General features: G+C 69.5%; 17 protein-coding genes. 13 read left to right on the top strand and 4 right to left on the bottom strand.

Going from position 1 to position 19023, the window contains the following annotated elements; genetic code table 11:
- The first annotated feature begins 2 nt into the window (after positions 1-2).
- On the top strand, positions 3-926 hold the full coding sequence (locus tag ACWCQS_RS08490; RefSeq protein WP_451003920.1) for a hydroxymethylglutaryl-CoA lyase: 924 nt from the start codon (positions 3-5) through the stop codon (positions 924-926).
- A 5-nt stretch (positions 927-931) separates the two neighbouring features.
- On the top strand, positions 932-2092 hold the full coding sequence (locus tag ACWCQS_RS08485) for an acyl-CoA dehydrogenase family protein (protein WP_451003730.1): 1161 nt from the start codon (positions 932-934) through the stop codon (positions 2090-2092).
- A 21-nt stretch (positions 2093-2113) separates the two neighbouring features.
- On the opposite strand, the gene ACWCQS_RS08480 is transcribed toward ACWCQS_RS08485, so the two are convergent.
- Positions 2114-2569 (bottom strand): DUF2867 domain-containing protein, encoded by a 456-nt coding sequence (locus ACWCQS_RS08480; protein ID WP_451003729.1) that lies wholly within the window; start codon positions 2567-2569, stop codon positions 2114-2116.
- Between the two features lie 24 nt (positions 2570-2593).
- On the opposite strand from ACWCQS_RS08480, the gene ACWCQS_RS08475 reads away from it, so the two are divergent.
- Positions 2594-3214: a TetR/AcrR family transcriptional regulator gene (locus tag ACWCQS_RS08475; protein ID WP_451003728.1), complete on the top strand. Its 621-nt coding sequence runs from the start codon at positions 2594-2596 to the stop codon at positions 3212-3214.
- Positions 3215-3296: 82 nt separating this feature from the next.
- On the opposite strand, the gene ACWCQS_RS08470 is transcribed toward ACWCQS_RS08475, so the two are convergent.
- On the bottom strand, positions 3297-4259 hold the full coding sequence (locus tag ACWCQS_RS08470) for a hypothetical protein (protein WP_451003727.1): 963 nt from the start codon (positions 4257-4259) through the stop codon (positions 3297-3299).
- A gap of 97 nt (positions 4260-4356) precedes the next feature.
- On the opposite strand from ACWCQS_RS08470, the gene ACWCQS_RS08465 reads away from it, so the two are divergent.
- From ACWCQS_RS08465 to ACWCQS_RS08435, 7 genes are all read left to right on the top strand, one after another.
- Entirely contained in the window at positions 4357-5412 is a 1056-nt protein-coding gene (locus ACWCQS_RS08465; protein ID WP_451003726.1) for an ABC transporter substrate-binding protein, read from the top strand.
- A gap of 19 nt (positions 5413-5431) precedes the next feature.
- A complete protein-coding gene (locus ACWCQS_RS08460; protein ID WP_451003725.1) occupies positions 5432-6253 on the top strand; it encodes a siderophore-interacting protein in 822 nt (273 codons plus the stop codon).
- A 100-nt stretch (positions 6254-6353) separates the two neighbouring features.
- A complete protein-coding gene (gene desA, locus ACWCQS_RS08455; protein WP_451003724.1) occupies positions 6354-7796 on the top strand; it encodes a lysine decarboxylase DesA in 1443 nt (480 codons plus the stop codon).
- Complete coding sequence (locus tag ACWCQS_RS08450; RefSeq protein WP_451003723.1) at positions 7780-9063, top strand: lysine N(6)-hydroxylase/L-ornithine N(5)-oxygenase family protein; 1284 nt, start codon at positions 7780-7782, stop codon at positions 9061-9063. Before desA ends, ACWCQS_RS08450 begins: the two co-directional genes overlap by 17 nt.
- Positions 9060-9590, top strand: a complete 531-nt coding sequence (locus ACWCQS_RS08445) for a GNAT family N-acetyltransferase (protein ID WP_451003722.1) — start codon at positions 9060-9062, stop codon at positions 9588-9590. Before ACWCQS_RS08450 ends, ACWCQS_RS08445 begins: the two co-directional genes overlap by 4 nt.
- A complete protein-coding gene (locus ACWCQS_RS08440) occupies positions 9587-11359 on the top strand; it encodes an IucA/IucC family protein (RefSeq protein ID WP_451003721.1) in 1773 nt (590 codons plus the stop codon). The genes ACWCQS_RS08445 and ACWCQS_RS08440 overlap by 4 nt, the downstream gene beginning before the upstream one ends.
- Positions 11360-11697: 338 nt before the next feature.
- A complete protein-coding gene (locus ACWCQS_RS08435; protein WP_451003720.1) occupies positions 11698-12417 on the top strand; it encodes a LysM peptidoglycan-binding domain-containing protein in 720 nt (239 codons plus the stop codon).
- Between the two features lie 145 nt (positions 12418-12562).
- Here the strand turns inward: ACWCQS_RS08435 and ACWCQS_RS08430 are convergent, their stop codons facing one another.
- Complete coding sequence (locus ACWCQS_RS08430; RefSeq protein WP_451003719.1) at positions 12563-14167, bottom strand: beta-N-acetylhexosaminidase; 1605 nt, start codon at positions 14165-14167, stop codon at positions 12563-12565.
- A gap of 62 nt (positions 14168-14229) precedes the next feature.
- Between ACWCQS_RS08430 and ACWCQS_RS08425 the strand changes: the two genes are divergently transcribed.
- Positions 14230-15111, top strand: a complete 882-nt coding sequence (locus tag ACWCQS_RS08425) for a DUF4429 domain-containing protein (RefSeq protein WP_451003718.1) — start codon at positions 14230-14232, stop codon at positions 15109-15111.
- Between the two features lie 39 nt (positions 15112-15150).
- On the opposite strand, the gene ACWCQS_RS08420 is transcribed toward ACWCQS_RS08425, so the two are convergent.
- Complete coding sequence (locus ACWCQS_RS08420; RefSeq protein WP_451003717.1) at positions 15151-16716, bottom strand: fibronectin type III domain-containing protein; 1566 nt, start codon at positions 16714-16716, stop codon at positions 15151-15153.
- Positions 16717-16880: 164 nt separating this feature from the next.
- Here ACWCQS_RS08420 and ACWCQS_RS08415 point away from each other — a divergent pair, with 164 nt between their 5' ends.
- The gene (locus ACWCQS_RS08415) at positions 16881-17138 is read left to right on the top strand and encodes a hypothetical protein (protein WP_450984869.1); all 258 of its coding nucleotides are present in this window, start codon (positions 16881-16883) and stop codon (positions 17136-17138) included.
- 44 nt (positions 17139-17182) lie between these two features.
- The gene (gene glmS / locus ACWCQS_RS08410) at positions 17183-19000 is read left to right on the top strand and encodes a glutamine--fructose-6-phosphate transaminase (isomerizing) (protein ID WP_451003716.1); all 1818 of its coding nucleotides are present in this window, start codon (positions 17183-17185) and stop codon (positions 18998-19000) included.
- The last annotated feature ends 23 nt before the right edge of the window (positions 19001-19023 follow it).

Genomic DNA, 19023 nt, shown 5'->3' with positions numbered 1-19023 from the left:
CCATGGTCGTACCGGCCTCGGACCTGCCCGCGCGGGTGCGGATCCACGAGGTCGGCGCGCGTGACGGGCTGCAGAACGAGAAGCGGACCGTGCCGACCGAGATCAAGGCGGAGTTCATCCGCCGGCTCGCCGACGCGGGCCTGACGACGATCGAGGCGACGAGCTTCGTGCACCCCAAGTGGGTTCCCCAACTGGCCGACGCCGAGCAGCTGTTCCCGCTGCTCGGCGGGCTCGAAGGGGTCGAGCTGCCGGTGCTGGTGCCCAACCAGCGCGGCCTGGACCGGGCGTTGGCGCTCGGCGCCGACCGGGTCGCCGTCTTCGCCAGCGCCACCGAGTCCTTCGCGAAGGCCAACCTCAACCGCACGCTGGACGAGTCGCTGGCCGTGTTCGAGCCGGTGGTGCGGCAGGCCAAGGACCGGGGCGTGCATGTGCGCGGCTATGTGTCCATGTGCTTCGGCGACCCGTGGGAGGGCGCCGTCCCGCTGCACCAGGTGGCCCGTGTCTGCACGGCCCTGCGAGAGATGGGCTGCGACGAGCTGAGTCTGGGCGACACGATCGGCGTCGCCACCCCCGGCCATGTGCTCGAACTGCTCTCCCTGCTCAACGAGAAGGGCGTGCCGACGAACGTGATCGGCGTGCACTTCCACGACACCTACGGCCAGGCGCTCGCCAACACCCTGGCGGCCCTCCAGCACGGCGTCACCACCGTGGACGCCTCGGCCGGCGGGCTCGGCGGCTGCCCGTACGCGAAGTCCGCCACCGGCAACCTCGCCACCGAGGACCTCGTCTGGATGCTGCACGGACTCGGCATCGAGACCGGGGTCGACCTAGGCCGTCTGACCGCCACGAGCGTGTGGATGGCCGCCCATCTGGACCGGCCCAGCCCGTCCCGTACCGTCCGCGCTCTCTCCCACAAGGACCAGTGATCAGCATGGACCACCGTCTCAGCCCCGAGCTGGAGGAACTCCGCCGTACGGTGGAGGAGTTCGCGCACGACGTCGTGGCGCCGAAGATCGGCGACTTCTACGAGCGGCACGAGTTCCCGTACGAGATCGTCCGCGAGATGAGCCGCATGGGCCTGTTCGGGCTGCCGTTCCCGGAGGAGTACGGCGGCATGGGCGGCGACTATCTGGCGCTCGGCATCGCCCTGGAGGAACTGGCCCGGGTCGACTCGTCCGTGGCGATCACCCTGGAGGCCGGGGTCTCGCTCGGCGCCATGCCCCTCCACCTGTTCGGAACGGACGAGCAGAAGCGCGAGTGGCTGCCCCGCCTGTGCTCGGGCGAGATCCTGGGCGCCTTCGGCCTGACCGAGCCGGACGGCGGCAGCGACGCGGGGGCGACCCGTACGACGGCCCGCCTCGACCCGGACACGAACGAATGGGTGATCAACGGCACCAAGTGCTTCATCACCAACTCGGGCACGGACATCACGGGCCTGGTGACGGTGACCGCCGTGACCGGCCGCAAGCCGGACGGCAAGCCGCGGATCTCGGCGATCATCGTCCCGTCCGGCACCCCGGGCTTCACGGTGGCGGCGCCCTACTCGAAGGTCGGCTGGAACGCCTCCGACACCCGCGAGCTGTCGTTCGCCGATGTCCGGGTCCCCGCCGCCAACCTGCTCGGCGAGGAGGGCCGCGGCTACGCCCAGTTCCTGCGCATCCTGGACGAGGGCCGGATCGCCATCGCCGCGCTCGCGACCGGCCTGGCCCAGGGCTGTGTGGACGAGTCGGTGAAGTACGCCAAGGAGCGTCAGGCCTTCGGCCGGCCGATCGGCGCCAACCAGGCCATCCAGTTCAAGATCGCCGACATGGAGATGAAGGCCCACACGGCCCGCCTGGCCTGGCGCGACGCGGCCTCCCGGCTGGTCGCGGGCGAGCCCTTCAAGAAGGAAGCGGCCCTGGCCAAGCTGTACTCCTCCACCGTCGCCGTCGACAACGCCCGGGACGCCACCCAGATCCACGGCGGCTACGGCTTCATGAACGAGTACCCGGTGGCCCGCATGTGGCGCGACTCCAAGATCCTGGAGATCGGCGAGGGCACCAGCGAGGTCCAGCGGATGCTGATCGCAAGGGAGTTGGGGCTGCTGAGCTGAGACGGCTCCGCTCTCGCCTCTTCAGACGAGGGCACGACGCAGTGCGGCGCGGACGATGCGGCGGTGGAACGGGCGCACCGGCCGAAAGTAGAGCCGTCCCAAGGCATTGTGAAAGTGGACCACGGTGGCCAGGGTGAGAGTGGCGCCATCGGTGTGGACCGAACCGCGGAAGTCGAGGTGGCGGTCGTCCACACCGATGATCACCTCGCGCTCGGTCGCCAGCAGACGCGGGAATGGCATCGATGCGCGGTGGTCGCCGCGGCGCAGACCGAACGGGCGGACGAGCGCGTCGCGCAGCCTCATCAGCCGCCGGACCCACGGGGGCAGGTCACGGAAGAGCCGCCGAGCCCACTCCTCCGGGTTGGTGCTGCTGCCCGGTGGGAGGCGGACGGCAAAGGCGTCCTGGTAGTCCACACGCGGCAGTTGCGCAGCGAGGGCCGAGTCGGCGGGGAGCGGCACTTCTCGAGTGGCATCCATGCTCCATACGCTAGCGTATGGAGCATGGCGCGCACCGAGAAAGCCCGATTCACCGCCGAGGACTGGCTCATGGCCGCGCTCGCCGTGATGACCCGCGGCGGCGTACGAGCGGTCAGGGTCGAGTCGCTCGCCGCCGAGCTCGGCGCCACCAAGGGCAGCTTCTACTGGTACTTCGCCAACCGGGACGCCGTGGTCACCGCGGCCCTGGAGCACTGGCTGCGCGAAACCACGGAGGGCATCGCCCGGTCGCTGGCCGAACTTCCCTCCCCCGAGGGCCGGCTCCGGGCCCTGCTCGGCACCGTCTTCGCCGCTCGGGACACAGCCCCGGCCGTGGTCGAGCCGCTCCGCGAACGGCGCGCCGGGCAACCGTGGCACGGGCTGGAGGTGGCTCTGCAGGCGGATGTGGACTGTGCCGAGGTACGCGCCGTGCTGGCCGAGGCGGGCCGGAGGCGGCTGTCGATCCTGCACGGCCTGTTCGTGGAGTGCGGGCTCAGCGAACCCGAGGCCGGACGAACCGCGCTCTCCGGCTATGCGGCCTACCTGGGGTTCCTCCAACTATTGCGAACCGACCCGGAGTTGGTCCCGTCGGGAGCGGAGCGCGAGGCCTACGTGGAGTCGTTGATGGCACTGCTGCTGGGCCGGTGAACGGCCGACGGTCCCTCACGGACAGCATCTCGGGCATGCGGGAAGTCGGCGTCGGAGCGGGGCCGAGCGCCGACTTGTGGCCTCACCGACTCGGGCCGTCCTCTCCGACCCCGGAACGCTCGCGGTCGGTCATCTGTGAAAGCCCGCTCGCCGGCCTCAGTCGCCGGTACCGCAAGGCAAACCCCCTGTGTGCCGGTGGCAGGGTCAGGGCGGCCGAGAGCAGGGCCGCGAGTGCGACCGGGGTGAGGGCCGCCGCCGCATGTGCGGTGTACGGGTTGTCCGTGCCGTACGTCAGGACCAGGGACCGGGCCGCCGAGCCGAGCGGCTGGGCGGCGTACTGTGCCGCCACGTACGCCCCGACGGTGAACAGACCTTCCAGCAGCGCTTCGGCTCCGGTCCGCAGCCATCCGGCCCGGCTCCACACCAGCGCCCAGGAGCGGCGCAGCGCGGCGAGCGGGGCGAGTCCGGCCGCCGCGGCGGCCGCCGGGGCCAGGGTCCAGCCGAGGCGGAGGACGAGGGCCGCGAGCACCGCCGAACCCGGCGCGGCGTAGCGGACGAAGGTCCAGGGGCCACCGTCCGGGCGCAGCGGTGCCGGGGCGCCGAACGCGGTGGTGGTGAGGGCCTCCGACACCAGGAAGCCGCCCACCAGCACCGTCCACACGGACAGGCCCCGCAGCACGTACACCGTGAGGACACGGGGCAGCCGGGAGCGGAGGGCAGTTCTCAACTCCTTCTCGACGAGCATGTGCCGGCGCGCCGGGGACTCCACCGCACTGGAGTGGACGATCTGCAGCGCCGCGCAGCCGAGGCACAGCAGGAGCAGGAGAAACGGCAGCCCGCCGAGAAGGACGTGCCCCAGCGGGGCGGTGTCGGGGGCGTAGGAGTCCTCCATCTCGTGGGCCCTGAGCTCGCCTTGGCGCATCTCGGCGAACGCCGGTCCGGCGACGGCGAAGGCCGCCAGCGTCACCGCCAGGCCCGCCAGCCCGGCCAGGCCGACGATGCGCACGGTCCATCCGGGCAGCAGGCGCCCTGCCCGCTCTCTCACGGCCCGCCCCACCCTCTCGACCTTAAGCAAGGTTAGGCTAACCTATCTTCGAACTCGTCCGGCGGGCGCTCCGCCCCGTTCGAAAGCAGTCATGCCCATGCCTCATGCCCGTGCCTCCCACCTCACTCGCCGCGGCCTGCTCGCCGCGGGCGGCGCCCTCGGACTCGGCGCCGCACTCGCTGCCTGCGGGGACGACAAGGGGAAAGACGGTGGTTCCGGCACAGGCGCACAGTCCGGCAAGTCCGGCCCCTGGAGCTTCAAGGACGACCGCGGCACGACCGTGAAGCTGGACAGGGTGCCCGCGAACATCGTGGCGTTCACCGGGGTCGGCGCCGCGCTCCACGACTACGGCATCCAGGTCAAGGGCGTCTTCGGTCCGACGACGACCAAGGACGGCAAGGCCGATGTCCAGGCCGGCGACATGGACGTCAGCAAGGTGACGGTCCTCGGCAACACCTGGGGCCAGTTCAACATCGAGAAGTACGCCTCGCTCGCGCCGGACGTGCTGATCACGACGATGTTCGACGGCGCGGGCACGCTCTGGTACGTCCCCGAGGAGTCGAAGAAGAAGATCGACCGACTGGCCCCCGGCATCGGCATCTCCGTCTACGATCGTCAGCTCACCCGGCCGCTGCAGCGCATGTGGGAACTGGCCGAGTCGCTGGGCGCGGACATGAAGGCCGCGAAGGTGACCGACGCGAAGAAGCGGTTCGAAGCGGCGGCCGCCCGGCTGCGCGCCGCGGCCAAGGCCAAGCCCGGCATCAAGGTGATGGCCGGCAGCGCGAGCGACCAGCTGTTCTACGTCTCCGGCACCAACCTCTCCATCGACCTGGAGTACTTCAAGGCCCTCGGCGTGAACTTCGTCGAGCCGCCGGAGAGCGCCAAGAAGCAGGGCGGCGGCTGGTACGAGTCGCTGAGCTGGGAGAACGTCGACAAGTACCAGGCCGACATCATCATGATGGACGACCGCTCGTCGGCGATCCAGCCGGCCGACATCACCAAGCCGACGTGGAAGATGCTGCCCGCGGTGAAAGCGGGGCAGGTCATCGCCCGGTCGCCCGAGCCGATTCTGTCGTACGACAAGTGCGTGCCGCTGCTGACGAACCTGGCCGAGGCCTTGGAGAAGGCCGAGAAGGTCAGCCAGCCGGCCTGACGCCATTTCAGGAGCCCTTATGACGACGGCCGTAGCCGCCCCGTTCCGATTCTTCTCCCTGCAGGTCGTACGGACGAGGCGGCTGGGGCCGTCTCTCGTCCGCGTCACCTTCGGCGGGACCGATCTGCACGCGTTCCACTCCGACGGGCGCGACCAGTCCCTCTCACTGTTCCTCCCGCACCCGGGTCAGCCCAAGCCCGTCGTACCCCTGGATCCGGGGGACGGCTGGTGGCAGGCCTGGCGGGAACTGCCCGACGACGTACGGGCCGTGATGCGTTCGTACACGCTCCGGTGCCTGCGCCGCGACCCCGACGAGATCGATATCGACTTCGCCCTGCACACCCCCGCAGGCCCCGCCTCCCGCTGGGCCTCCCGGACCGCTCCCGGCGACCGGGTGCTGCTGCTCGGCCCGGCGATCGCCGACAACCGCGCCATCCGCTTCCGCCCGCCCGAGGACACCGACCTGGTCGTCCTGTGTGGCGACGAGACCGCCGTGCCGGCCGCGACCGCCATCCTCGAAGCCCTCCCGGCCGGCACCCGCGTCCGGGCGTGGCTGGAGGTGCCACAGGCCGGTGACATCCAGGACGTGCGCACGGAGGCGGACGCGGAGATCACGTGGCTCGTACGGCACGACGTCTCCCCCATGGCCGTCGACGCCGTACGAGCCGCTCAACTGCCCGCCGCCGAGCGGCCGTACGTGTGGATCGCCGGCGAGTCGGGGCGGGTCAGGGCGCTGCGGCGGCACTTCGTCGGCGAGCGCGGGGTCGACCGGCGGCGGGTGACCTTCGTCGGGTACTGGCGGCAGGGGATGAGCGAGGAAGAGCTGCGGGCCGCGGAGTAGCTCCAGCACGCCTTGATCCAGAAGACTTAGGTTAGGCTAACCTAAGTCAAACGGGTTCCTGTTCGAACCCGCACGGACTGTCTCCACGGAGGACCCCCACATGCGCTCGCACCTGCTCAATGGCCTCACCACTGAGCACTACCGCAGCTCCGTGACCGAAGGAGTCGAGCGGGTGGCGGCCAAACTCGCCACCACCGACCGTCCGTTCACCGGCGTCACCGTCGATGCCCTCTCCCCCCTGATCGACGCCATCGACCTGGACCGCCCGCTCGGCGACACCACCGCCGCCCTGGACGAGCTGGAGGACGTCTACCTCCGCGACGCGGTCTACTTCCACCACCCCCGCTACCTCGCCCACCTCAACTGCCCGGTCGCCATCCCCGCGGTGCTCGGCGAGGCCGTGCTCTGCGCGGTCAACTCCTCCCTCGACACCTGGGACCAGTCGGCCGGCGGCACCCTCATCGAGCGCAGGCTCATCGACTGGACGGCCGCCCGGATCGGCCTCGGCCCCGCCGCCGACGGTGTGTTCACCTCCGGCGGCACCCAGTCCAACCTCCAGGCGCTGCTGCTGGCGAGGGAGGAGGCCAAGACCGACTCGCTCGCGAAACTGCGGATCCTCGCCTCCGAGGTCAGCCACTTCAGCGTGCAGAAGTCCGCCAAACTCCTCGGGCTGGGCCAGGAGGCGGTCGTCCCCGTCCCCGTCGACCACGACAAGCGGCTGCGGACCGTCGCCCTCGCCCATGAACTGGAGCGCTGCCGGCGGGACGGCCTCATCCCCATGGCCGTCGTCGCCACCGCCGGCACCACCGACTTCGGCTCCATCGACCCGCTCCCGGAGATCGCCGAGCTGTGCGCCCAGTACGGCGTGTGGCTGCACGTCGACGCGGCCTACGGCTGCGGGCTGCTCGCCTCGCTCAAGCACCGGAACCGCCTCGCGGGCATCGAACGCGCCGACTCCGTCACGGTCGACTACCACAAGTCCTTCTTCCAGCCGGTGAGTTCGTCCGCCGTGCTGGTCCGGGACGCGGCCACCCTGCGCCACGCCACCTACCACGCGGAGTACCTCAACCCGCGCCGCATGGTGCAGGAACGCATCCCCAACCAGGTGGACAAGTCGCTGCAGACGACCCGGCGTTTCGACGCCCTCAAGCTGTGGCTGACGCTGCGGGTGATGGGCGCCGAGGGCATCGGGCGGCTCTTCGACGAGGTCTGCGACCTGGCCGCGGAGGGCTGGCGGCTGCTGGCCGCCGACCCGCGCTACGACGTCGTGGTCGAGCCGGCCCTCTCCACCCTGGTCTTCCGCTACATCCCGGCGGCCGTCACCGACCCGGCCGAGATCGACCGCGCCAACCTCCACGCCCGCAAGGCCCTGTTCGCCTCCGGCGAGGCCGCGGTCGCGGGCACCAGGGTCGGCGGCCGCCACTACCTGAAGTTCACCCTGCTCAACCCCGAGACACGGACGGCCGACATCGCCGCCGTCCTCGACCTGATCGCCGGCCACGCCGAGCAGTACCTGGGAGAGTCCCTTGACCGCGCGTCCTGAAGCCGGCCCGACCCACGACTTCGTGGGGATCGGGCTCGGCCCCTTCAACCTCGGCCTCGCCTGCCTCACCGAACCCATCGCCGGCCTGAACGGGATCTTCCTCGACTCCAAGCCGGACTTCGAGTGGCACGCCGGGATGTTCCTCGACGGCGCCCATCTCCAGACCCCGTTCATGTCGGACCTGGTGACCCTCGCCGACCCGACCTCGCCGTACTCCTTCCTCAACTATCTGAAGGAGAAGGGCAGGCTGTACTCGTTCTACATCCGCGAGACCTTCTATCCGCTGCGGGTCGAGTACGACGACTACTGCCGCTGGGCGGCGAACAAACTCGGCAGCGTCCGCTTCGGCACGACGGTCACCGAGGTGACGTACGAGGACGGGCTGTACGTCGTCCGCACGCAGACCGGTGAAACGTTCCGCGCCCGGCACCTGGTCCTGGGCACGGGGACGACCCCCTATGTCCCGCAGGCCTGCCGGGGGCTGGCCGGTGACTTCCTGCACACCTCCCAGTACATGCGCCGCAAGGCGGAGCTGCAGGCCAAGAAGTCCATCACGATCGTCGGCAGCGGCCAGAGCGCGGCCGAGATCTACCACGAGCTGCTCGCCGAGATCGACGTCCACGGCTACCAGCTCAACTGGGTCACCCGCTCCCCGCGGTTCTTCCCGCTGGAGTACACCAAGCTGACCCTGGAGATGACCTCCCCGGACTACATCGACTACTTCCGGGCGCTGCCCGAGGAGACCCGCTACCGGCTGGAGAAGCAGCAGAAGGGCCTGTTCAAGGGCATCAACTCGGACCTGATCGACTCGATCTTCGATCTGCTCTACCAGAAGGACGTCGAGAGCGGCGACCGCCCGGTCCCCACCCGCCTCCTCACCAACTCCAGCCTCACACGGGCCCGTTATGAGAACGGCAGCTACACCCTCGGCTTCCACCAGGACGAGCAGGACAAGGACTTCGAGATCCGCACCGAGGGCCTGCTGCTGGCCACCGGCTACCACTACGAGCCCCCGGCCTTCCTCACCCCCATCCGCGACCGCCTGCGCTTCGACGGCCACGGCCGCTTCGACGTCGCCCGCAACTACGCCATCGACGTCACCGGCCGTGGCGTCTTCCTGCAGAACGCGGCCGTCCACACCCACAGCATCACCAGCCCCGACCTGGGCATGGGCGCGTACCGCAACGCGTACATCGTCCGCGAGCTGCTCGGCACCGAGTACTACCCGGTCGAGAAGACGATCGCCTTCCAGGAGTTCGCCGTATGACTTTCACCTTCCGTGCCGTCGACCCGTTGAAGGACGGCGAACTCCTGCACTCCTGGGTCACCCATCCCAAGGCCTCCTTCTGGATGATGCGGGACGCGAAACTGGAGGACGTCGAGCGGGCCTACATGGAGATCGCGGCGGACGAGCACCATCACGCGCTGCTCGGGCTGCGCGCCGGGAAGCCGGTGTTCCTGATGGAGAAGTACGACCCGGCACGCCGGGAGCTGGCCGGCCTGTACGAGGCACGGCCCGGTGACATCGGCATGCACTTCCTCACCCCGGCGACCGACACACCCGTCCACGGCTTCACCAGGTCCGTCATCACGGCGGTGCTGGCCCACCTCTTCGAGGACCCCGCGGTGCAGCGGATCGTGGTCGAACCGGATGTACGCAACAAGGCCGTGCACGCCCTGAACGCGGCCGTCGGCTTCGTGGCCGAGCGGGAGATCCAGAAGCCGGAGAAGGAGGCGCTGCTGAGCTTCTGCACGCGCGAGCAGTTCGCCGCCGCGACAGGGGTGGCCGCATGACCCTCGCCGACGCCGTGGCCCACCTCTCCCCCGAGCGCTGGGCGACCGCCAACCGTCTGCTCATACGCAAGGCGCTCGCGGAGTTCGCGCACGAGCGCCTGATCACGCCGGAGGCCCTCGACGGCGGACGATACGTGGTCCGCAGCGACGACGGCCTGACCCGCTACCGCTTCACCGCCACCCGCCGTGCCCTGGACCACTGGCAGATCGACGCCGACTCGATCACCCGGCACCGCGACGGCGCCGAGCTCCCGCTCGCCGCTCTGGACTTCTTCATCGAGCTGAAGGAGTCCCTGGGCCTGAGCGACGAGATCCTGCCGGTCTACCTGGAGGAGATCTCCTCCACCCTCTCCGGCACCTGCTACAAGCTCACCAAGCCCCGCATCACCTCGGCGGAGCTGGCGGGCAGCGGCTTCCAGGCCGTCGAGACCGGGATGACCGAGGGCCACCCCTGCTTCGTGGCGAACAACGGGCGGCTCGGGTTCGGCGTCCACGAGTACCTGTCGTACGCCCCGGAGGCGGCGAGCCCCGTCCGGCTGGTGTGGCTGGCCGCGCACCGCTCGCGGGCCGCGTTCACGGCGGGTGCCGGGATCGAGTACGAGTCGTTCCTGCGGGAGGAGCTGGGCGAGCACACGCTGACCCGCTTCCGCGCCACGCTCACCGGCCAGGGCCTGGACCCCGCCGACTACCTCCTCATCCCGGTCCACCCCTGGCAGTGGTGGAACAAGCTCTCCGTCACCTTCGCCGCCGAGGTGGCCCGCCGGCACCTGGTCTGCCTCGGCGAGGGCGACGACGAGTACCTGGCCCAGCAATCCATCCGGACCTTCTTCAACACCTCCCACCCGGAGAAGCACTATGTGAAGACGGCCCTGTCCGTCCTCAACATGGGCTTCATGCGCGGGCTGTCCGCCGCCTACATGGAGGCCACGCCGGCGATCAACGACTGGCTGGCCCAGCTGATCGAGAACGACCGCGTGCTGAAGTCGACGGGCCTCACGATCATCCGGGAGCGCGCGGCCGTCGGCTACCGGCACGTGGAGTACGAGCAGGCCACCGACCGCTACTCGCCATACCGCAAGATGCTGGCCGCGCTGTGGCGGGAGAGCCCGGTGCCCTCGCTTGAGGACGGCGAGTCGCTCGCGACCATGGCATCCCTGCTGCACGTGGACCACACCGGCGCCTCCTTCGCGGGCGCGCTGATCGAACGGTCGGGCCGCACGCCGACGGAATGGCTGCGGCACTACCTCCGCGCCTACTACACCCCGCTCCTGCACAGCTTCTACGCCTATGACCTGGTGTTCATGCCGCACGGCGAGAACGTGATCCTGGTGCTGAAGGACGGGGTGGTGCGGCGGGCGGTCTACAAGGACATCGCCGAGGAGATCGCGGTGATGGACCCGGACGCCGTGCTGCCGCCGCAGGTCGCGCGCATCCGCGTCGACGTGCCCGAGGACACGAAGCTCCTGTCGATCTTCACGGACGTCTTCGACTGCTTCTTCCGCTTCCTCGCCGCTCACCTCGCCGCCGAGGGGATCCTGGCGGAGGACGCCTTCTGGCGCACGGTCGCCGAGGTCACCCATGAGTACCAGGACGCGAGGCCGGAGCTTGCCGACAAGTTCCGGCGGTACGACCTCTTCGCCCCGAAGTTCGCGCTGTCCTGCCTGAACCGGCTCCAGCTGCGCAACAACCGGCAGATGGTGGACCTCAGCGATCCCTCCGGCGCGCTCCAGCTGGTGGGCACGCTGAAGAACCCCATTGCGGGCCTCTGACGGCAACCCCAGATGTCCGACTTGACCTATTTCGCCGCAAAGTCTCGGCATTTCCCTATTTAATCCATTGAGTCGTTCTACTTGTGCCACGTGACTCAGTTCACTTACGAAGCTTCCTAGGATCGCGAGCGGCCCTTAACTTCCGGATTCCCCCAAGGCCCGGCCATGGTCGACATCCCAGAGCAACTAGCCGGGTTAGTAAATAGGGCAATTGCCGATTTATTCCCGACCGATTAAGAATGTTCCCGCCGCAGCGCACCGCTAAACGAAATGCAGTGCTGTTTGCCGAGGGGAACCGGCAACTGCGGGTGATCAATTTCCCGGAAAAGGACCGCTCCATGCCCCGTCATGCCCGCAAGCCCTCATCCCGGGCCCGCCGTTTCCTCGCCGGCGGCGCCGTCACCACCGGCACGCTCGTCCTGGCCTGCACGGCCACGGGTGCCGCTCAGGCCGCCACCGCCGCGCCCACCGGCAAGACCGCCTACACCGTCCAGGCCGGCGACCACCTGGCCTCGATCGCCCGGTCCCTCCACGTGCCGGGCGGCTGGCAGGCCATCGCCTCGGCCAACCACCTCGCCAGCCCCTACATCATCCGGACGGGACAGGTCCTCACCCTGCCCGCCGGGTCGGCCTCGGCCACCACGGCCAAGACCGCCACGGCCAAGACCGCCACCGCCAAGACCGCCACCGCCAAGACCGCGACGGCCAAGACCGCCACGGCCTCCACCGGGACCTACACCAACAACCTGGACGGCTGGATCAAGCATTCCCTGGCGATCATGGCCAAGAACAACATTCCGGGGACCTACAACGGCATCCACCGCAACATCATGCGAGAGTCCTCCGGCAACCCGAAGGCCATCAACCTCTGGGACTCCAACGCCGTCAAGGGCACCCCGTCCAAGGGCCTGCTCCAGGTGATCCAGCCGACGTTCGACGCGTACCACGTGCCGGGCACCTCGTCGGACATCTACGACCCGGTCGCCAACATCACCGCCGCCTGCAACTACGCGTACCACCGCTACGGCTCGATCGACAACGTCAACAGCGCCTACTGACAGCGAATTTCCAGCGGTCCGACATGCAATTCGGGTGACAGCCACACCTGCCTCTGAATTGCATTGGCAAAGATCCAAGGATCAAGGACGGGCACCCCGGAGTACGGTTCTCCGGGGTGCCCGTCGTTTTGGCTTCAGTGGGTGATCAGCTCTTCGGCCAGGGGACCTGCGGCGAGTGGTAATAGGTGATGCCGAGTACGTCCCAGCGGGGGGCCTGGGCGGCCAGGCGGAGTTTGTAGGTGTTCCAGTCGTGGGTGGCCGCCGGGGACCAGGCCAGTTCGGCCGCGCCCGGGAGGCGGGGGAACGCCATGTACTCGATGTCGGCCGACGTCTTCAGGGTCTCCGACCACAGGGGGGCCTCCACGCCCTGGATGGCCGAAGCCGGGGCGCCGGGGAGGTAGTTGCCGGGGTTCCAGTCGTACGACCGCTGGACCTCGACGTAACCGGCCCACTTCGTGCCCAGCCTGGTGCCGCTGGTGTACTTCATGTCGAGGTAGAGACGGTCCGCCGGGGACAGGATCAGGCCCGTGCCGTTCCTGGCGGCCTCGGCGACCTGGGCCTTCTCGGTCGCGCTGGTGCCGTCCAGGCCCCAGTACTGGGCGAGGGCACCCTTGGCCGGGTGGGCGCCGGTGAGCTGGTGCCAGCCGATGACGGTCTTGCCGTACTTGGCGACGATCGGCTGCAGCCGGTCCATGAACTTCACGTAGTCGGGGTGGCTGGTGGAGTGCGCCTCGTCGCCTCCGATGTGGAGATAGCGGCCGGGGGTGAGGGCCGCCAGCTCCCGGATGACGTCGTCCGCGAAGGTGTACGTGACGTCCTTCGGCACGCACAGCGAGCTGAAGCCGACCTGTGTGCCGGTGTACAGCGGGGGTGCCACGCCGTTGCAGTTGAGCTGGGCGTAGGAGGCGAGGGCCGCGTTGGTGTGGCCGGGCATGTCGATCTCGGGGACGACCTCCAGATAGCGGGAGGCGGCGTAGGAGACGATGTCGCGGTACTCGGCCTTGGTGTAGTAGCCGCCCTTGCCGCCGCCGACCTCGGTGGAACCGCCGTAGGTGGCGAGGCGCGGCCAGGAGTCGACGGCGATGCGCCAGCCCTGGTCGTCGCTGAGGTGCAGATGCAGCTCATTGATCTTGTACATCGCCAGCTGGTCGATGTACCGCTTGACCTGCGCGACGGTGAAGAAGTGCCGGGAGACGTCCAGCATGGCGCCCCGGTAGGAGTAGCGGGGGCGGTCCTCGACGGTGCCGCCGGCGATCTGCCAGGGACCGGGCTGGGCGGTCCTCCTCTCGACTGCCGCCGGGAGCAGCTGGCGGAGGGTCTGGACGCCGTGGAAGAGGCCGGCGGGGGCGCTCGCGGTGATGGTGACGCCGGCCGGGTCGCTGTGCAGCCGGTAGCCCTCGGCGCCGAAGTCGCCCTGGGTGAGGTGGAGCCGGATGCCTCCGCCGCCCTGGCCGGTGGTGATCGGCAGTCGATAGCCGGTGGAGGGCCGCAGGATGCCGGTGAGGTAGGCGCCGATGCCGCGGACCTCGGCGGAGTCGTCGACGTGGACGCCGGTCGCCCAGGTGATGCGGTACGGGCCCCCGCCGGGCTCGACCGAGGCGGGCGCCGGGACGATCCGGTCCAGCGGTGTCGGGGCGGCCGCCTGCGCCGTGGGGGCCGCGCCGAGGGTGAAGCCCCCGGCCGCCGCCAGAAGCAGCAGTGATCCGAGGATGCGAGGTGTTCGGGGAGTCGTGCTGTGGTTCCGTCTCACATGCGCTCCCTTCAGATGTGGTCGAGACCACTCTCCCGCAGTTCCGGTGAAACAATCCCTCCATGGCGGAAATCATCCAGAAGGACGGCACCTGGGCCTTCGACGGCGATGCCCTGCGGCTCACTCCCGGGCGGGACAAGAACGTGAGCCTGTTCCGCCGCGAGCTGGGCGAACTCGTCGTACCGCTGGGGGCGTTGGCCGGTGTCTCCTTCGAGCAGGGGCGGAGGTCGGGGCGGCTGAGGCTGCGGCTGCGCGACGGCGCCGATCCGCTGACGCAGGCCACCGGCGGCCGGCTCACCGAGCCGAACGACCCGTACCAGCTGACGGTGGAGTCCGACCGGTACGGCGTCGCCGAGTACTTCGCGGACGAGGTGCGCAACGCCCTGCTGCTGGACGGGGTTTCACCGGATCCGGTCGACGGGTACCTGCTGCCGGGGCCGCCGCTGCCGGTGTCCGCCTCCGCCGGGGACGGCACGGCGGGCTTCGACGGGGAGCGGGTGCGGCTGGAGTGGAACTGGAAGACGGAGGACGCCAAGTCCTCCGGTGGCCCGCGCACGATCCCCCTCGCGGACGTCACCGGCGTGGAGTGGCAGCCCGCGGCCGGTCTGGAGAACGGCCATCTGCGCTTCCTGGTGCGCGGCGCGCCGGTGTCGGCGCCGCCCAAGTACGACCCGAACGCGGTCGAGCTGTGGGGGTTCAAGAAGGATCCGCTGATGGCGCTGGTGGCCGCCGCCGTACAGGCGCGGCTGCCGCATCCCGCGTCCTCCGCCGACGAGGACGCCGTACGCCTGCGGCCCGTGCCCCTCGCCGAGGAGCCGGCCGCCGGGAACGACCATGACGCCCTCCTGCGGCGGCTGCGCGAGCTGGGCGAGCTGCGCCGCGACGGGGTGCTGACCGACGAGGAGTTCGCCCTGGCCAAGCAGGCGGTCCTCAAGCGCATGTGAGAGCGCGTGTGAGGACCGCCCGCGGCCCGGCTCAGGGAGTTACTTGGCCGTGCGGGACACCGTGAAGTGGTCGATGCGGTCGCCGGTCTCGGCGATGCCCGACACCTTCAGCGTGGTCTGGCGGCCCTTCGGCGCGGGGCAGACGTCCACGCGCAGGAAGGAGTAGTTCAGGTAGCGGACCCGGGACCAGGTGACGGTCTCGTTGACCCTGCCGTCCTTGGTGTTGATGAAGGACGCGACCGAGTCGACCTCGTGCTCGTTGCCCTCGTAGGAGTCCGGGGCGCTGAACGCGTACAGGCTGCGGCCCGCCGCGCCTGCGGTGACGTAGACCACGCCCTCGGTCTCGGGGTAGACGGTGCCGCCGATCGGGAGCTTCTTGGTGACCTGGCCGCCCTTGATGACGTCGGTGCGCTCGTACTGGTGGTTGTGGCCGTTGATGACCAGGTCCACCTGGTACTTCTCGAACAGCGGCACCCACTCTTGGCGCACGCCCCCCTCCGAGGCGTGTGCCGTGGACGTGCAGTACGCGCAGTGGTGGAAGAACACGACGATGAAGTCGACGTCGTCAGACGACCGGTACTTCTTCAGCTGGGCCTCGAACCAGGCGGTCTGGGTTCCGCCGGAGATGCCCAGGTTCGCCGGGATCTCGAAGGAGACGTCGTTCGGGTCCAGCGAGATGACCGCGGTGTTGCCGTGGACGAAGGAGTACACGCCGGGCAGGTTCTTCGCGTCCGGGCCGTTGTCCGGCAGGGTCCAGCGGGCCTCCTCGCCGCCGTAGCCGTTGGGCGAGTACCAGGCCTCCATGTCGTGGTTGCCGTAAGAGACCATCCACGGGATCTGCTTGGCGACCGACTCGGTCTGGTACAGGAACTGGTCCCAGGTGCGCGAGTCGAAGCCCGTGTCGGTGGCCTTGCCCTGGCCGGCCGGGTCGCCGTACGCGATGTCGCCGGCGTGCAGGTGGAAGGCCGGGTTCTGGCCGAGGATCAGGCTGTCGTTGGCCAGGGCGTGGTAGCTGACGCCCTGGTCGCCGAAGGCGGTGAAGGTGAACGGCGCCTTGTGGGCGGGGGCGGTGGTGAAGGTGCCCAGGGTGCCCGCGAGGTGCGGCTCGGCCGGGTCGAAGCCGTCGTGGCCGACGCCGTAGTAGTAGGTCCGGCCGGGGCGCAGGTGGGTGAGCTTGGCGTGCAGGTAGTACTGCGTGTGGTCGCCGCTCGCGCCGACGCCGGCCGGGGTGTACAGGCTGCGGACCTCGGCCTCGATCTTGCGGGAGAGGTCCCAGGGCTGCGCCCCGATGCGGATGAACGGTTTCTTCACGGCGACCGGGACCTGCCAGGAGACGGTCATCTCCGTGCGCGGGTCGTTGCCGTAGGCGAGGTGGCGGCCGAAGGGGGCGACGAGGGCGCCGTCGACCGTCTCGGTGGCGGGGGCGGTGGCCTGCGTCGGCACGGCCGCCTGGGCGGTGGCGCCCGGCACGAACGCGCCACCGGCGACGGCGCCGAGGGTGACGGCACCGCCTCTGATCATGGTGCGCCGGGAGAATCTGGCGCGCAGGTACTCGTGCTGCTCGGCCATGCTCATGCGCTCGGCCAGCTTGTCGGGTACTCCCATACGAGGAATGTCCATGGCGTCCGAAACTCGTGGGTCCGGACAACGAGACGCAAGACACAAAGTGGACAGCCCACGAACAGAGATCCAACAGCCCCGCACCAGGCCTCTGCCCGAAATCGGGCACGATTCTTGCGAAACCGGCGGCGGTACTCCAGGATCTACGGGTGCACGACGAACTTGTTGATCATCTGACGCGGTCCACGCCCCTGAGCCGGGGCGAGGCACTGCGGGTGATCCAGGACGTGCTCGCCTTTTTCGACGAGACGACCCAGGATTTCGTCCGTCGCCGCCACCGCGAGCTGCAGGCCCAGGGCCTGCTGAACGCGGAGATCTTCGAACGGATCGAGGCGGACCTGAAATACCGGGCGGTGGCACCGCCGGAGCTGACGCTCAGGCAGCTGCGCCGCATCGTCTACGGCTGAGAACCGGCCGGGACCACGGACCGAGGGATACGGGATACCTATATATGTGCGGAATTGTCGGATACATCGGGAAGCGTGACGTCGCCCCTCTCCTCCTGGAGGGCCTGCAGCGGCTGGAGTACCGCGGCTACGACTCCGCGGGCATCGTCGTCACCTCCCCGAAGACTCCTGGCCTGAAGATGGTCAAGGCCAAGGGCCGGGTGCGCGACCTGGAGGCCAAGGTCCCGGCGCGCTTCAAGGGCACCACCGGCATCGCCCACACCCGCTGGGCCACCCACGGCGCCCCCTCCGACATCAACGCCCACCCGCACATGTCGGCCGACAACAAGGTCGCCGTCGTGCACAACGGCATCATCGACAACGCCTCCGACCTGCGCCGCAAGCTGGAGGCGGACGGCGTCGAGTTCCTCTCCGAGACCGACACCGAGGTCCTCACCCACCTCATCGCCCGCTCCACCGCCGAGAAGCTGGAGGACAAGGTCCGCCAGGCGGTCCGGCTGATCGAGGGCACCTACGGCATCGCGGTCCTGCACGCCGACTTCCCCGACCGGATCGTGGTGGCCCGCAACGGCTCCCCGGTCGTCCTCGGCATCGGCGAGAAGGAGATGTTCGTCGCCTCCGACATCGCCGCCCTCGTCATGCACACCCGCCAGATAGTGACGCTGGACGACGGCGAGATGGCCACCCTCAAGGCCGACGACTTCCGCACCTACACCACCGAGGGCACGCGCACCACCGCCGAGCCCACCACGGTGGAGTGGGAGGCCGAGTCGTACGACATGGGCGGCCACGACACCTACATGCACAAGGAGATCTTCGAGCAGCCCGACGCCGTGGACCGCGTGCTGCGCGGCCGCATCGACGACCGCTTCTCCACCGTGCACCTCGGCGGCCTCAACCTGGACGCCCGCGAGGCCCGGCAGATCCGCCGCGTGAAGATCCTCGGCTGCGGCACCTCGTACCACGCGGGCATGATCGGCGCCCAGATGATCGAGGAGCTGGCCCGCATCCCCGCCGACGCCGAGCCGGCGTCCGAGTTCCGCTACCGCAACGCGGTCGTGGACCCCGACACCCTGTACGTGGCCGTCTCCCAGTCCGGTGAGACCTACGACGTCCTCGCCGCCGTCCAGGAGCTGAAGCGCAAGGGCGCCCGGGTCTTCGGCGTCGTCAACGTGGTCGGCTCGGCGATCGCCCGCGAGGCGGACGCCGGCATCTACGTGCACGCCGGCCCCGAGGTCTGCGTGGTGTCGACCAAGTGCTTCACCAACATGACGGTCGCCTTCGCGCTGCTCGCCCTGCACCTGGGCCGCACCCGTGACCTCTCGGTCCGCGACGGCAAGCGGATCATCGAGGGCCTGCGGAAGCTGCCCGAGCAGATCACCGAGATCCTCAAGCAGGAGGAGCGGATCAAGGAGCTGGCCGAGCAGTACGCCGACGCCCGCTCAATGCTCTTCATCGGCCGCGTCCGGGGCTACCCGGTGGCCCGCGAGGCCTCCCTGAAGCTCAAGGAGGTCTCCTACATCCACGCCGAGGCCTATCCCGCCTCCGAGCTGAAGCACGGCCCGCTGGCCCTGATCGAGCCGGCCCTGCCCACGGTCGCGATCGTCCCCGACGACGACCTGCTGGAGAAGAACCGCGCGGCCCTGGAGGAGATCAAGGCCCGTAGCGGCAGGATCCTCGCGGTGGCCCACCAGCACCAGGAGAAGGCCGACCAGACGATCGTCGTCCCGAAGAACGAGGACGAACTCGACCCCATCCTGATGGGCATCCCGCTCCAGCTCCTGGCGTACCACACGGCGAAGGCCCTGGGCCGGGACATCGACAAGCCGAGGAACCTCGCGAAGTCGGTGACGGTCGAGTAGGAAATTCACGCGACCACGGAAGC

The organism is Streptomyces sp. NPDC002076 (assembly GCF_053593835.1).
This window is presented reverse-complemented; position numbering and strand designations above follow the sequence as displayed.